Annotated in this window: 16 protein-coding genes and 1 riboswitch; of the genes, 8 read left to right on the plus strand and 8 right to left on the minus strand. The window is 70.4% G+C overall.

Annotated features, from left to right (window positions below; translation table 11 throughout):
* Positions 1-188 precede the first annotated feature (188 nt).
* Positions 189-713, plus strand: a complete 525-nt coding sequence (locus ACGFYU_RS24445; RefSeq protein ID WP_393829449.1) for a hypothetical protein — start codon at positions 189-191, stop codon at positions 711-713.
* On the opposite strand, the gene ACGFYU_RS24450 is transcribed toward ACGFYU_RS24445, so the two are convergent.
* The gene (locus ACGFYU_RS24450; RefSeq protein WP_393829450.1) at positions 710-1,423 is read right to left on the minus strand and encodes a flavodoxin family protein; all 714 of its coding nucleotides are present in this window, start codon (positions 1,421-1,423) and stop codon (positions 710-712) included. The genes ACGFYU_RS24445 and ACGFYU_RS24450 overlap by 4 nt on opposite strands.
* A 64-nt stretch (positions 1,424-1,487) precedes the next feature.
* A riboswitch (cobalamin riboswitch) is annotated at positions 1,488-1,711 on the plus strand.
* Positions 1,712-1,740: 29 nt separating this feature from the next.
* Here ACGFYU_RS24450 and ACGFYU_RS24455 point away from each other — a divergent pair.
* From ACGFYU_RS24455 to ACGFYU_RS24475, 5 genes are read left to right on the plus strand one after another with little or no spacing between them, the layout of a single operon-like run.
* Positions 1,741-2,421: an energy-coupling factor ABC transporter permease gene (locus ACGFYU_RS24455; RefSeq protein WP_393829531.1), complete on the plus strand. Its 681-nt coding sequence runs from the start codon at positions 1,741-1,743 to the stop codon at positions 2,419-2,421.
* Positions 2,418-2,756 (plus strand): energy-coupling factor ABC transporter substrate-binding protein, encoded by a 339-nt coding sequence (locus ACGFYU_RS24460; protein ID WP_393829451.1) that lies wholly within the window; start codon positions 2,418-2,420, stop codon positions 2,754-2,756. The genes ACGFYU_RS24455 and ACGFYU_RS24460 overlap by 4 nt, the downstream gene beginning before the upstream one ends.
* A gap of 2 nt (positions 2,757-2,758) precedes the next feature.
* A complete protein-coding gene (gene cbiQ / locus ACGFYU_RS24465; protein WP_393829452.1) occupies positions 2,759-3,508 on the plus strand; it encodes a cobalt ECF transporter T component CbiQ in 750 nt (249 codons plus the stop codon).
* Positions 3,505-4,326 carry an ATP-binding cassette domain-containing protein gene (locus ACGFYU_RS24470; RefSeq protein WP_393829453.1) on the plus strand — a complete coding sequence of 274 codons (822 nt, stop codon included), beginning with the start codon at positions 3,505-3,507 and terminating at the stop codon, positions 4,324-4,326. Before cbiQ ends, ACGFYU_RS24470 begins: the two co-directional genes overlap by 4 nt.
* Before the next feature lie 40 nt (positions 4,327-4,366).
* Positions 4,367-4,903 carry a PadR family transcriptional regulator gene (locus ACGFYU_RS24475; protein ID WP_393829454.1) on the plus strand — a complete coding sequence of 179 codons (537 nt, stop codon included), beginning with the start codon at positions 4,367-4,369 and terminating at the stop codon, positions 4,901-4,903.
* A 62-nt stretch (positions 4,904-4,965) separates the two neighbouring features.
* Here ACGFYU_RS24475 and ACGFYU_RS24480 read toward each other — a convergent pair whose 3' ends face one another.
* A complete protein-coding gene (locus tag ACGFYU_RS24480) occupies positions 4,966-5,178 on the minus strand; it encodes an EF-hand domain-containing protein (RefSeq protein ID WP_393829455.1) in 213 nt (70 codons plus the stop codon).
* A 255-nt stretch (positions 5,179-5,433) separates the two neighbouring features.
* Between ACGFYU_RS24480 and ACGFYU_RS24485 the strand changes: the two genes are divergently transcribed.
* Positions 5,434-6,213: a tRNA-dependent cyclodipeptide synthase gene (locus tag ACGFYU_RS24485; protein WP_393829456.1), complete on the plus strand. Its 780-nt coding sequence runs from the start codon at positions 5,434-5,436 to the stop codon at positions 6,211-6,213.
* A complete protein-coding gene (locus ACGFYU_RS24490; protein WP_393829457.1) occupies positions 6,194-7,432 on the plus strand; it encodes a cytochrome P450 in 1,239 nt (412 codons plus the stop codon). Before ACGFYU_RS24485 ends, ACGFYU_RS24490 begins: the two co-directional genes overlap by 20 nt.
* Before the next feature lie 64 nt (positions 7,433-7,496).
* On the opposite strand, the gene ACGFYU_RS24495 is transcribed toward ACGFYU_RS24490, so the two are convergent.
* The 6 genes from ACGFYU_RS24495 to ACGFYU_RS24520 form a co-directional block, all read right to left on the minus strand.
* Positions 7,497-8,684: a YncE family protein gene (locus tag ACGFYU_RS24495; RefSeq protein WP_393829458.1), complete on the minus strand. Its 1,188-nt coding sequence runs from the start codon at positions 8,682-8,684 to the stop codon at positions 7,497-7,499.
* Positions 8,681-9,478: a polysaccharide deacetylase family protein gene (locus ACGFYU_RS24500; protein ID WP_393829459.1), complete on the minus strand. Its 798-nt coding sequence runs from the start codon at positions 9,476-9,478 to the stop codon at positions 8,681-8,683. The genes ACGFYU_RS24495 and ACGFYU_RS24500 overlap by 4 nt, the downstream gene beginning before the upstream one ends.
* A 393-nt stretch (positions 9,479-9,871) precedes the next feature.
* Positions 9,872-10,384, minus strand: a complete 513-nt coding sequence (locus ACGFYU_RS24505) for an ATP-binding protein (RefSeq protein WP_393829460.1) — start codon at positions 10,382-10,384, stop codon at positions 9,872-9,874.
* Between the two features lie 260 nt (positions 10,385-10,644).
* Positions 10,645-11,412, minus strand: a complete 768-nt coding sequence (locus ACGFYU_RS24510; protein WP_393829461.1) for an enoyl-CoA hydratase/isomerase family protein — start codon at positions 11,410-11,412, stop codon at positions 10,645-10,647.
* 93 nt (positions 11,413-11,505) lie between these two features.
* Positions 11,506-12,750 carry an Ig-like domain-containing protein gene (locus tag ACGFYU_RS24515; protein WP_393829462.1) on the minus strand — a complete coding sequence of 415 codons (1,245 nt, stop codon included), beginning with the start codon at positions 12,748-12,750 and terminating at the stop codon, positions 11,506-11,508.
* 135 nt (positions 12,751-12,885) lie between these two features.
* On the minus strand, positions 12,886-14,106 hold the full coding sequence (locus tag ACGFYU_RS24520; protein ID WP_393829532.1) for an Ig-like domain-containing protein: 1,221 nt from the start codon (positions 14,104-14,106) through the stop codon (positions 12,886-12,888).
* Positions 14,107-14,138: the final 32 nt, after the last annotated feature.

Below are 14,138 nucleotides of genomic sequence, written 5' to 3' on the forward strand. Positions count from 1 at the left end.
CGGGACGCGTCGACACAGTCAACTGCCAACGGGGCCTTCGCACATGGGGTTGCGCACACCTGCCCGGCACTCGCCCCGGGTCGGCGGCGCCGCGATACCGGGGGCCGGGGGGTGCAACCGACGAGGGGTGCCCGATATCTCTATAATTGACCCATTTGTCCCCGCCTCTTCAGAATCGAGGGGACGTCATGATCCATCCGCGCCTGCACCGGCTCACCGCCGTGACCTCCGGGGTGCTGCTCGCCGCCGGGCTCTCCCTCGTAGCTCCGGCCTCGGCCACGACGGCCGCCGCCGGTCGCGCACCGGCCCAGACCCAGACGCCGCTCGTCGTCAATGCCCGCTGGGGCGGGCACCCCACCTACGACCGGCTCGTCATCGACCTCAAGGGGGGCCTCCCCTCGGTCACCGTCACTCCCGTCTCCCACCTGGTCTACGACGGGTCCGGCAAGCCCGTCCCGCTGGCCGGGAAGTTCTTCCTGCAGATCCGGCTGAACCCCGCCGCCGCGCACGACGACGCGGGGCACAGCGTCTACAAGGGGCCCAAGCTCCAGAAGATCTTCCTCCCCCAGCTCAAGGGCCTCGCCCTGACCGGCGACTTCGAGGGGTACGTCACCTTCGGCGCCGCCTTCGCCACGAATCCGTACTACCGCACCTTCACGCTGCACTCGCCCGACCGGTTCGTCGTGGACTTCGCGCACACCAACCGGTGCTAGCGGTGCTCGGGATTGGGGAAGTCGAAACGGCAGCCGGCGTCCCACAGTGAGCGCTGGTTGCCGTGCGCCGGAATCCCGCCCGCCCGCTTGAGGAGGGCGGCCAGGTGCATCAGGTTCCAGGACATGAAGGTGGTGTTCCGGTTGGTGAAGTCGTTCTCGGGGCCGCCCGAGCCCGGGTCGAGGTAGGAGGGCCCGGGTCCGGCCTCGCCGATCCAGCCCGCGTCGGCCTGCGGCGGGATCGCGTAGCCGAGGTGCTGGAGGCTGTAGAGGATGTTCATGGCGCAGTGTTTGACGCCGTCCTCGTTGCCGGTGATCAGCGCACCGCCGACGCGTCCGTAATAGGCGTACTGGCCCTGCTCGTTCAGGAGCGAGGAGCAGGCGTAGAGCCGCTCGATGACCTGCTTCATCACCGAGCTGTTGTCGCCCAGCCAGATCGGGCCGCACAGCACGAGGATGTCGGCGTCCATGATCTGGCTGTAGAGCACCGGCCACTGGTCGCTCTCCCAGCCGTGGTCGGTCATGTCCGGCCAGACGCCCGTCGCGATGTCGTGGTCGACGGCCCGGATGAGCGAGGTCCGGACGCCGGCCGACTCCATGACGGCGCGGCTCTTGTCGATCAGGCCCTCGGTGTTGCTGGTCTCGGGCGAGCGCTTGAGCGTGCAGTTCACGTAGACGGCGGTCAGGTCCGGGTACGAGTAGTCGGCTGCCACCCCTTCACACTGGGCGGATCGGGCCGGCGCCGCCACCGGAGCGCACCCATCCGGGACATCCGGGATAGGGTCAGTGGGCCTTGGTGTTCGGGAAACCGGTGGGAAACCGGTGCGGCCCTCGCCACTGTGATCGGGAAGTCCGGCTCCACTCTCCCCCAGACTCCGTCCGGGAGGTGCCCCCAGCGGGAAGCCACTGGGCCCGCGCGGGAGACCGCACGGCCCGGGAAGGCGGAGCCCGGGCATCAGTACCCGTGAGCCAGGAGACCGGCCGGGGCGCGCTGTCCATCCACGAGGTGCTGGAGAGGTCTTCCCCACACATGCACATAGCCGAGGGCTTCCTGCCCCCCTTGCACGCGGTCGCCTGGGGCGCCGCGTCCGCCCCCTTCGTCGTACACGGTGTCCGCGCCCTGAGCCGCGAGGTGAAGGCCAATCCGGAGAGCACCCTGCTGCTCGGGGCGTCCGGAGCGTTCACCTTCGTCCTGTCCGCGCTGAAGATCCCCTCCGTGACGGGCAGTTGCTCGCACCCGACCGGCACCGGGCTCGGGGCCATCCTCTTCCGGCCACCGATCATGGCCGTGCTCGGCACGATCACCCTGCTCTTCCAGGCGCTGCTGCTGGCGCACGGCGGGCTGACCACCCTCGGCGCCAACGTCTTCTCCATGGCGATCGCCGGGCCGTGGGCGGGGTACGGCGTCTACCGGCTGCTGCGCGGCCTCGACGTGCCGCTGATGGTGACCGTGTTCTTCGGCGCCTTCTTCGCCGACCTGGTCACCTACTGCGTGACCTCGGTGCAGCTGGCGCTCGCCTTCCCGGACCCGGTGACGGGCTTCCTCGGCGCGCTCGGGAAGTTCGGCGGGATCTTCGCGGTCACCCAGCTCCCGCTCGCGGTGAGCGAGGGCCTGCTGACCGTGCTCGTGATGCGGCTGCTGATGCGGTCCAGCCGGTCGGACCTGGTCCGCCTCGGCGTCGCGAAGCTGAAGGAGGCGACGGCCCGATGAGCCGGAACGCGAAGATCAACACCCTGCTGCTGTTCCTGGTGGCGGCGCTGGCCGTACTCCCGCTCGCGCTGGGGCTCGGCGACGACAAGGAGGAGCCGTTCGCGGGCGCCGACGCGCAGGCGGAGGCGGCCATCACCGAGCTGAAGCCGGACTACGAGCCGTGGTTCTCGCCGCTGTACGAACCCCCGTCCGGGGAGATCGAGTCGGCGCTGTTCGCCCTCCAGGCGGCCCTGGGCGCGGGCGTGCTCGCGTACTACTTCGGCGTCCGCAAGGGCCGCCGCCAGGGGGCGGCGGCAGCGGAGGCCGCCTCGTCCGCGCCCGCCCCGGAGGCGTAGGGGTGCTGCCGATCGACGCGGCCGCGCACGGCAGCCGCTGGCGGCACCGGCACCCGCTGGAGAAGGCCCTGCTGGGGATCGGGCTGACGGTCACGGCGGTGTGCCTGCCGCCGTGGCCCGGCGGGCCGGTGGTCGCCGCCGCCACGCTCGCCGTGCTGCTCGGCCCCGCCGGGGTCACGGGGCGGCAGCTGTGGCGGGCCTTCCGGATCCCGCTCGGCTTCTGCTTCACGGGGGCGCTGCCGCTGCTGTTCGCCGTGGGCGGGCCCGACGGGCTCGTCGCACTGGCCCCCGACGGCCCCCGGCAGGCGGTGGAGCTGCTGCTGCGCACCTCCGCGGCCTCGCTCGGCGTGCTGCTGTTCGCTTTCACCACCCCGGTCTCCGACGTGCTGCCGCGGCTGGTCCGGGCGGGGGTGCCGGCCCCGGTGGTCGACGTGGCCCTGGTCATGTACCGCATCGGGTTCCTGCTGCTGGACTCCCTCGCCCGCGTCCGCCAGGCGCAGGCGGCCCGGCTGGGCACCACCGGCCGGGCGGCGGCGTGGCGTTCGCTGGCCGGGCTCGCGGCGACCTCTTTCGTACGGGCCTTCGACCGCGCGGCTCGGCTCCAGTCGGGCCTGGCCGGGCGCGGCTACGACGGCGCGCTGCGGGTGCTCGTACCGGAGTCCGCGCTGTCCTGGCGGTTCCTGGCCGCGTCGGCGGCGCTTCTGGCGGCCCTGGTGGCCGTGACCCTCGTACTGAAGGAGCTGTACCTGTGAGGCCGTTGGTGGAACTGGTGGGCGCGGGCTACGCGTACGAGGACGGGCCCGCCGTGCTGTCCGGGGTGGACTTCGGGATCGCCGAGGGCCGCGCGCTGGTGCTGCTGGGCCGCAACGGCAGCGGCAAGACCACCCTGATGCGGCTGCTGAGCGGGGGCCTGCGGCCGGGCTCGGGCGCGCTGCACCTCGACGGCGCGGCGGTGGCCCACGACCGGGCCGGCCTGACCCGGCTGCGGACCGCGGTCCAGCTGGTGGTCCAGGACCCGGACGACCAGCTGTTCGCGGCCTCGGTGGAGCAGGACGTGTCCTTCGGGCCGATGAACCTGGGCCTGCCGTTGCCGGAGGTCCACGAGCGCGTCGAGTCGGCCCTGGCCGCGCTGGACATCACGGCGCTGCGGGACCGGCCGACGCACCTGCTCTCCTACGGGCAGCGCAAGCGGGCGGCGATCGCGGGGGCGGTGGCGATGGCTCCGCGGGTGCTGATCCTGGACGAGCCGACGGCGGGGCTGGATCCGGACGGGCAGGAGCGGCTGCTGGACGCCCTCTCGGGCCTGCGTTCGGCGGGCACCACGGTGGTCATGGCCACCCACGACGTGGAGCTGGCGGTCCGCTGGGCCGACGACGCGGCGGTCCTCACCCCGGGCGGGATCCGCACGGGCCCGGCCGAGGTCCTCCTCTCGGACCCGGCCCTCCTGGCCGAGGCGGGCCTCCGCCAGGCCTGGTCCCCGGCGGTGACGGCCTTCCTCCGTACCCACGGCTTCCTCGCCGCCGACGCCCCCGGCCCCCGCCTCCCGGAATCCCTGTCCACGTGGCGCTGACCGTCCCGTCCGCGGGGCCGGACAAACCTAGGATGGCGGCATGTCGCTGCCCCACGCCATCCTCACCGCCCTGCTCGAGAAGCCCTCGTCCGGGCTGGAGCTGACCCGGCGGTTCGACAAGTCGATCGGATACTTCTGGTCCGCGACGCACCAGCAGATCTACCGCGAGCTGGGACGGCTGGAGGAGTCCGGGCTGATCCGGGCGCTGCCCAGCGAGGTGCCCGTGCGCGGGCAGAAGAAGGAGTACGAGGTCCTGCCCGCCGGCGGCGCGGAGCTCGCCCGGTGGGTCGGCGAGAGCCAGGACCCCAAGCCGATGCGCGACCCGCTGCTGCTGCGCATCCGGGCGGCCGGCGTCGTGGGGCCGCAGGGGCTCGGCCCCGAGCTGCGGCGCCACCTGGAGCTGCACCAGCGGCAGTTGGCGCAGTACGAGGCCATCGAGGAGAAGGACTTCCCGGCGGAGCGCGACGCCGTCGAGGACCGGCTGCGGCGGCTCGTCCTGCACGGCGGGATCGCCCTGGAGACGTTCTGGCTGCGCTGGCTGGAGGAGGCCCTCGCCGAGGTCGAGGACATGTCCTGACCCGGACCTGACCGCGCCCCCGCCCCGGCAGGTCGGTGGGGAGGGGGCGTGCGGTGGAGGTCTTACTTGTTCAGGGAGGCCCAGAACTCGTCGAAGCTCAGCAGCTTGTCGCCGTTGGTGTCCTTGGCGGCGATCACCGCGTCCGCGACCGAGCCGGTGACGAACGCGTCACCCATGGCCTTCATGGCCGCGCTGTACTCGTCGGCCGTGATGAAGCCGTCACCGTTCACGTCGAACCTGTCGAACGTAGCCCGTGCGCTCTCGATGTCCGCCACTGGGTCCACCCCTTCTTGGTGCTTGTTGACCGGCTCAGGGTAGCGGCCCCCTCCGGCCACCCCCTCCTCGGGTCCCGTTCGAGCGGCAGATAGATATTCCAATTCCCCTTCCGCAATGCGGAAGCGATAATTCCAGCCAACAAATGAGACCCCCACTTGTCACGCTCCGGGACCACGGCATAACGTACCGGCATTGCCGCCACACCAGGAGCGCAGGGCTCCCAGGGACAAGCGGCAACAAGGGCGATCCCACAGGTGACGATCACAGCCGACGCATCATTCGAAGTTCTGCCCTTCACCCGCACCTGCCGCCATATCTGGGAAGACGGCGACCATGTGCTCATCGGAGTGAGTCCTGGCAACAGCTACTTCAGCTCCGAGCGCATCGGAAGCCTCGCCCAGTGGGCCACGACCCGCTTCGCGCAGGTCGACTTCGTCTACGCGGACCTCCACGTGGACCGGATGTTCGCCGCCTTCGGCTACACCCGGGAGCATGCGGAGAAGCGCGCCACGAAGGAGATCAAGGCGGTCCGGCGCCGGATACTCAAGGGTGTGGAGGAATCAGGACCTCCCCAGGCCGATATCCGCGTGAGGGCACTTTCGGAGTTCCAGACGAACCCCGTTTACCAGCTACTGCACCGGCGCGTACTGCATTTCCTGGAGACCGACGACGAATTCCGTAAGGGCTGCGAGAAGATGGCCCTTCATTTTGTCGGATCCAAGTTGCCGGAAGGTGAATCCATCACTGACGAACAGTTGCAGGTCTGTTTCGACTACATGGCGGCCGAGCTGCCGTTCTTCGTGGACACCCCGAGCATTCTCGACGTGCCGTCCTCCGTGGCGGCCTACCACGTGAAGATGCCGCTGACGGATGTCCTCTACGCGCGCGGTGGGGGCCTGCGCGCGACCCGCAACCAGGCGTACGCCATCGTGCGGCCCGAGGCCGCCGACCGGCCCGGGCGCACCACGAACGACATGAGCACCGTGAACCACGTACCAACCGAAGGGATCGTCGATGAGCGTCGAGCAGCTTGAGGGCCAGGGGACTCAGGAGCAGCCGCTCCTCGACTTCCCGCTCTCGCGGCGCGGTGACGTGCTTCCGGAGGAGTGCACGTGGCTCCGCGAGAAGGCTCCGGTCGCCAAGGTCCGCACCCTCACCGGTGACCCGGCCTGGCTGGTGAGCAGCTACGCGCTGGCCAAGCAGGTGCTGGAGGACGAGCGGTTCAGCCTCAAGGACACGGCGAACGCCGGCGTCCCGCGCCAGTACGCGCTGACGATCCCGCCCGAGGTCGTCAACAACATGGGCAACATCAACAGCGCGGGCCTGCGCAACGCCGTGATGAAGGCGCTCAACCCGCGCCAGAAGGGGCTCCAGGACTGGCTGCGCGCCAAGGCCGGCGAGCTCATCGACCAGCTGGTCGCCGAGGGTGGCCCGGCCGACCTCCGGGCCGGCTTCGCCGACCCCTTCTCGGCGGCGCTGCACTGCCAGGTGCTCGGGGTGCCCTTCGAGGACTGGCGCCGGCTGATGTCGGGGCTGGACGTCGCGTTCATGACCGCGCGCGAGCCCTTCGCCGACTCGGCCCTCAACTGGTACAAGGACGTCGGCTACTTCGTCGAGCAGTTCAACGCCCAGCTGGCGCTGCCCGCCGAGGAGCGTACGGGGCTCCTCGGAAAGTTCGCCGAGCTGCGCGAGGCGGACCCGGATTCCGCGCACCTGACCGACGACATGTTCGCGACCGTCGCCGTCTCGCTCTTCGGGGCGGGCGCGGTGTCCACGTCCGCCTTCCTGACCCTCGCGGTCCTCGCGCTGCTGCAGAAGCCCGAGCTCATCGGGTACCTGCGCAAGCACCCCGAGCGCATGGGCAAGGCGGTCGACGAGCTGCTGCGCTGGAACCTGTCCGTCGGCGACGGCCTGCCGCGCATCGCGCTGGCGGACATCCAGGTCGGCGACGTGCTGGTGAAGGAGGGCGAGCTCGTGCTCGTGCTCCTGGAGGGGGCCAACTTCGACCCCGAGGCCTTCGAGAACCCGGACGAGCTGGACCTGGAGCGCGAGAGCAAGAACGCCAACCTCGCCTTCGGCGCGGGCCGGCACTTCTGCCCGGCCTCCGCCCTGGGCCGGGCGCACGCCGAGATCGCGCTGGAGGTGCTGGTGGAGCGCCTGGCCGGGCTCCGCCTCGCCGTACCGGCGGAGAACCTGGTGTGGCGTACGGGCTTCATCAAGCGACTGCCGGAGCGGCTCCCGGTCGCCTGGTGATCACACGGCGGTGCCCCGGGAGCTGTGCGAGCTCCCGGGGCATCGCCGTGCCCGGCGGCCGTGTTCAGCGGAAGATGCCGGTGTGGCCGAGCGAGTAGCGGCCGGGCTGCGGGTACACGGCGAGCCCGTGCGGGCCGCCGCCGACCGGGATCCGGGCGAGCTGCTTGCCGGTGGTGGTGTCGATCGCGTAGACCTCGGAGTTGTAGCGGCCCGAGAGCCACAGCACCTTGCCGTCGGCGGAGACGCCGCCCATGTCGGGGCTGCCGCCGTCGGGCAGTTCCCACTTCTTGGTGAGCCTGTTCTGCGGGAAGTCGAAGACGGAGATGGTGCCCTCGCCCCGGTTGGAGACGTACATCTCCTTGGAGTCGCGGCTCACGTAGAGGCCGTGGCAGCCCTTGCCGGTGGGCAGCAGCTTGGGGGTCTCGAACTTGTCCCCGCTCAGCACCCACATGCCGTGCGCCATCATGTCCGCGACGTAGAAGGTCTTTCCGTCTGGGGAGACCTTGACGTCCTGCGGCATGGCGCCCTCGAAGGGCAGTTTCTGCTGGCCGATGACCTCCATCTTCTCCGTGTCGACCTTGAGGAGTTCACCGGAGAACTCACAACTCACGATGAAGTAGCGGCCGTCGGCGGAGAAGTCCGCGTGATTGACGCCGTAACAGGTCACCGGGACGGTTTTCACGCGGTCCATGGTGTGCGGATCGCGGAAGACGAGCTCTTTGTCCATCGAGGCCATGACGATCGCGTACTTCCCGTTCGGCGTGAAGTACAGGTTGTACGGGTCGTGCACCTCGACGGCCTTTCCGGCCTCTCCGGTGGCCGGGTTGATCGGGGTGAGCGTGTGGCCGCGGTTGTTGTTGACCCACAGGGTCTTCATGTCCCAGGAGGGGACCACGTGCTGGGGCTGGACGCCGACCGGGATCGTGTCGATGACCCGGTAGGTCGCCGGGTCGATGACGGACACCGTGTTGGAGTTGGTGTTGGGCACGTAGACGCGCGACGGGAAGTCCTTGACCACCGGGGAGAGCTTGTTCGGGCGGTCCGCCGCGTAGACGTCGTGGGGGTCGAGGAGCGGGGGCATGCCCGCCAGGCCGGGCGGGGCGGCCGGAACGACCTTGGCGGGCTTGGCCGGGCCCTTGGTGCCGAGCGCCTCGGCGGGTCCCTTGTCGGCCGATCCGCAGCCGGCCAGGGCGGCGAGGACCAGACCGGCCAGCAGCACGGTGGCCTTCCGGGGAAGGCGGGTGGTCTTCATGGCGTCAGCAGCTCCGTGGTGGTCACCGCGCGCAGCTTGCGTCGCGCGAGTTCTTCGAGGAGGGGCGGCATCGCGTCGACCGTGTCCGCGTAGCCGAAATGCAGGCTCACCACCGATCCGGCGTGGATCGTCCCGGTGACGGTGCGGATGACGGCCGCGGCGCCGGGCGAGGTGAAGTCGAGGGAGTCCACGTCGTACGAGAGGACGTGCGGGTAGCCCGCCCGCTGGGCCAGTTTGCGGACGAGCGGGGTCGCGTACTGGGTCTGGGAGGGCCGGAACCAGGTGCCGATGGAGCCGGTGAGCCGCTTGATCCGCTGGGCGCAGCCGGTGATCTCGGCGTACGCCTCCGCCTCGGGCAGGGCGTTGATCGCGAGGTGGCGCTGGGTGTGGTTGCCGAGCTCGTGGCCGCCTTCGAGGACCCGGCGGGCCATCTCGGGGTGGGCGTCGAGCCAGCTGCCGATCGCCAGTACGGTCACCCGCGCGCCCGCTCTCTCGGCCTCGGCCAGCACCGCCCGGGCGATGGCGGGGTCCCCGTTGCCGTGGAAGGTGAGGGCGACCCGGGGGCGGTCGCGCGGACCGTGGTCGATCTCGACGGGTCGGCCGGGGAACCTGCGCGGGACGGCCGGGGCCGCCTGCGCCGGACGGGCCGGTTCGGCCGGGCCCGGCGGTGGTGCGGTGGGCGCGGTGGCGGGGCGGCCCGATCCGCAGGCGGCGGTGAGGCCGGCCGCGGCGGCGCCGACCACCCCGAGACCGGCCGCGCGCAGGGCCGCGCGGCGGCCTGGATGTGAGAGCACCTGCCCATTTAAGGGCCGGTAGGCCCGGAAGGTAATGATTGACCCAATTCAAGACGTTCGCCGAAATCGGCCTACGGCTGGGTCCGTCCGCTATCTGATCAACGATTTACGCTCAGCGGTCGATACTTATTCATTGATTGCGAGGCGAGTGGCCCACCTCACCTAGGATTTAACGCGAAACTCTTACTATTTGCACACTTATGTCCGAGTAGGGACTTTTGGCGTTTGAGCCCTCGTCTGCCATAGTCGGAACCACGGCTTCCCATTGACCCGAGCGAAGTCGCCTGCCGAGGATCACACACCCCCCTTTGATCCTCGGCACATCCATGAAGCCCCCGCACCGCCCCACCACGGCGCCCCGGGGGCTTCAGGCATGTCGGTCGACGTTCGGAGTCAGCCGCTCTGGCGGTCCGCGACCCGCATCTCGAACCAGGTGATCTTCCCGCGCGGCAGCAGGTCGGCGCCCCAGCGGTCGGAGAGCTTGTCGACGAGGAAGAGCCCCCGGCCGGTGGTGTCCAGCTCGTGGACCGGCATCAGGCAGGGCAGCCCGCGCGAGGGGTCGCGCACCTCGACCCGGATCCAGCCGCGCCGCCGCAGCATCCGTAAGCCGAAGGAGCGGGCGCCGGTGTGCCGGACCGCGTTGCCGACGAGCTCGGAGACCAACAGGACGGCGTGCTCGGCGATCTGCGGCTGCAGGCCCCAGAGGCGGATCACCACGCACTGGGTGAGCCTGCGCGCCGTGCCGGCCGACTCGGGCAGGGACGGCAGCGTCACTTCCGCCTCGGCCGGGTTCCCGTACAACTCCAGTGCCTTGAGACCCTGTTCGTCCTCAAGAGCCGCCGTGAGCCGTACGGCCGAAGCGCTGCTGCGCTGCCGCGGCTGTTCCACACCCTCCAGGCCCGCCATGCACCCATCATGGACGGCCCGCCCGCCCCTCCGGGCCGTTCCGCAGGAAAACACCCTCCGGAATCGAGCATTCCGGAGGGTGTCCTGTCATATGCGGAGGGCACAAAGCGGGTGGGTATACCCCCGTTGACCTGGTGTGACGGCGCGCACTTCCGCGATCACCGTGAGTAGATCACGGATCCCGCTTAAGGCTGCCTTAAGCCCTGGCTAATCCACCCGCAGGGAGGACGGGGGTCGGACGGCCTCCGGACGGGGCTTCGCTAGGCGAACTTGGCCTTGCCCGGGCCCTCTTCGACGAAGCTGCGCATGCCGCGCTCGCGGTCCTCGGTGGCGAACAGGCCCGCGAACCAGTTGCGTTCGATGGTGAGCCCGGTGTCGATGTCGGCCTCCAGGCCCGCGTCCACGCACTCCTTGGCGGCGCGCAGCGCGATCGCCGGACCCTGCGCCAGCCTGGCGGCCCAGGCGTGCGCCTGCTCGTACACCTCGGCGGCCGGGACGACCCGGTCGACCAGGCCGAGCGTGAGCGCCTCGTCGGCCTTGACCATGCGCCCGGTGAAGATCAGGTCCTTGGCCTTGGACGGGCCGACCAGCCGGGAGAGCCGCTGGGTGCCGCCGGCGCCCGGGATCAGGCCGAGCAGGATCTCGGGCTGGCCGAGCTTCGCGTTGTCGGCGGCGATCCGGTAGTCGGCGCAGAGCGCGAGCTCGCAACCGCCGCCCAGCGCATAGCCGGTGACGGCCGCGACGACGGGCTTGGGGATGCGGGCCACGGCCGTGAAGGCGTCCTGCAGGGCGCGAGACCGGGCGACCATCGCCGCGTGGTCCATCACCTGCATCTCCTTGATGTCCGCGCCCGCCGCGAACACCTTCTCGCCGCCGTAGAGGATGACCGCGCGGACGTCGGCCCGGTCGGTCGCCTCCACCGCGAGCTCGCGCAGCCGGTCCTGGGTGGCGATGTCCAGGGCGTTCATGGGCGGCCGGTCCAGGCGGATGGTGCCGACGCCTTCGGAGACTTCGAGAGAGATGGTCATACGGGGAAGGTTAGCGCCGGTTAACCCCGAGTGGCCCGGTGCTGTGGGTCACAGCACCGGGCCACGGGCCATCCCGTCACGTACGGGAGGGGACTACTTGATCCACTCCGCCCAGTCCATGTTCCAGCCGTTGAGGCCGTTGTCCGGGGCGATCTGCTTGTCCTTGGAGTTCTTCACGATGACCACGTCGCCGATCAGGGACTCGTTGAAGAACCAGGCGGCGGGCTGCTTGTCGTCGCCGGCGCCGCGGACGTCCTTCAGGCCGACGCAGCCGTGGCTGACGTTCTCGGAGCCGAACGTGCCGGAGGAGGCCCAGTAGTTGCCGTGGACGAAGGTGCCGGAGTTCGACAGCCGCATGGCGTGCGGGACGTCGGAGATGTCGTACTCGCCGCCGAAGCCGACGGTCGCGCCGTTCATCCGCGTGACCTTGTACTTCTCGCTGATGACCATCTGGCCGTTGTAGGTGGTCGTCGCCGGGGCGCCCGCGGTGATCGGGACCGTCTTGAGCACCTGGCCGTCGCGGACGACCTCCATGGTCTTCTCGGTCGCGTCGACCGTGGAGACCTGGGAGCGGCCGATGGTGAAGGTGACCGTACGGGTCTGCTTGCCGTAGACGCCGGGGCGGCCTTCGACTCCGTCGAGGGCGAGCTTCACGGTGACCTTGGTTCCCGCGGCCCAGTACTTCTCGGGGCGGAAGTCGAGGCGGTCGTTGCCGAACCAGTGGCCCTCGACCGGGACGGACGGCTCGGCCGTCACCGTGATGGCCTTCTCCACGGCCTCGGTGTTGGTGATCCCGCGGGTGAAGTTGATCGACACCGGCATGCCCACGCCGACGGTCTCGCCGTCCTCGGGCGTGTAGTGGCCGACGAAGGTGTTCTGCGGGGTGAGCGTGGTGAAGGTGGTGTCCTTGGCGGACTCCCGCCCGGCCTCGTCCTTGGCGACCGCGTGCACCTTGTACTCGGTGGCGGAGGCCAGGTTGCGGGCGGGCTCCCAGCTCGCGCCGTCGGCGGCGATCTTGCCCTCGACGGCGTTGCCCTTGGTGTCGGCGACGGTCACCGTCGTGAGCTTGCCGCCGGTGCTGGTGACCTTCAGGATGCCGCTGGTCGCGACCTCCTTGGACCCGTCGTCGGGCTTGACGTTGACGACGGCCTTCGACGCCTCGGTGCCGGTCTTGCCCGCACCACCCCCGGCGTTGTCGCCGCCGCTGCCGCTGCTGTTGCCTCCTCCGCCACCGCTGCACGCGGTGGTCAGCAGCAGGGCCGCCCCCAGCAGAAGGGCCGGCAGGCCGGTGCGGACTCGGCCGCGTATCGGCTGCACGTTCACTCGTGTTCTCCCCATGTCCCCCGCGCGCGGGCAGTCGCGCGCTTGTCGACAGGTAATCACATGGGGACACTACGAAAAAACACGGTCTTGTCACCGTTCCGTCCCAACTGCCGGGTCGGTCGCCCCGACCGACCCGTTCGGGCGGGCCGGTCAGGCGATGGCGGAGCCCGCGACCCAGTCGGCCCAGGACATGTTCCAGCCGCCCAGGCCGTTGTTGGGGGCCACGGTCTTGTCCTGCGAGTTCACGACCTCCACCACGTCCCCCACCAGGGTCCGGTCGAAGAACCAGCCCGCCGGGGTGTCCGAGCCGCCGCCCTTGTCGTCGCGCAGGCCCACGCACCCGTGACTCATGTTGCTCTTGCCGAAGGTGTCGGGGCTGAGCCAGTAGTTGCCGTGGAGGAAGGTCCCGGAGGAGGTGAGCCGCATGGCGTGCGGGACGTCGGGGATGTCGTACTCGCCCCCGAAACCGACGGTCTGTCCGTTCATCCGCGTGACGTCGAACATCTCCATCACCACCATCTTCCCGTTGTAGGTGGTGGTCTTGGGCGCGCCGGCGCTGATCGGCACCGTGGACAGCAGCTCCCCGTCCCGGCGGACCTCCATGGTGTGCGCGGTGGCGTCCACGGTGGAGATCTGGGACCGCCCGACGGTGAAGGTGACCGTCTTGGCCTGGACCCCGTAGGAGCCGGGGGCGCCCTCGATGTCGCGGAGGTTCACCTTCACGGTGACCTGGGTGCCGGCCTTCCAGTACTGCTTGGGCCGGAAGTCGAGCCGCTCCTTGCCGAACCAGTGGCCGACGACCTGCACCGGCGGGTCGGAGGTGACGGTGATGGCCCGCTCCACCTCGGCGCGGCGCTCGATGGCCCGGCTGAAGTTGAAGGAGACGATCATGCCGGTGCCGACGGTGGACCGGTGCTCGGGCTTGAAGTAGCCGATGAACCGCTCCTCGGGAACGTAGGTGGTGAAGGTGGTGTGCCGGGCCTGGCGGCGGTTGTGCCCGTCGAGGGCGACGGCGTCCACGGTGTACTTGGCCGCGAGCGCGAGCCGGCCGGCCGACGCGTCGGGGCTCCAGCTGAGCCCGTCCTCCGCGATGTCGCCGGGGACCTGCTCCTCCTGCGCGTCCTCCACCTTGGTGACCACGACCCGCTCCAGCCGGCCCTCGGGCACGGTGACCATGAGCCGGCCGTCCGCGGGGACCCCCTTGGCGTTGTCGTCGGGGGTGATCCGGATGGCCTCGTCCGGCGAGCGGGGTTTGCCGGGGAGCTGGATCTCGACCGGCGCCCGGCCGTCCTCGGTGCATCCGGCCAGGCTGCCGAGCAGGCCCGCCCACACCGCCACGGCGGCCAAGCCCGCCCCTGCCCGCCTCGTCAGAAGTGTCACGATCCCTCCAACGACGGGGGCCC

Origin of the sequence: Streptomyces sp. NPDC048337, from assembly GCF_043201175.1 — a bacterium.
Classification (GTDB): Bacteria; Actinomycetota; Actinomycetes; order Streptomycetales; family Streptomycetaceae; genus Streptomyces.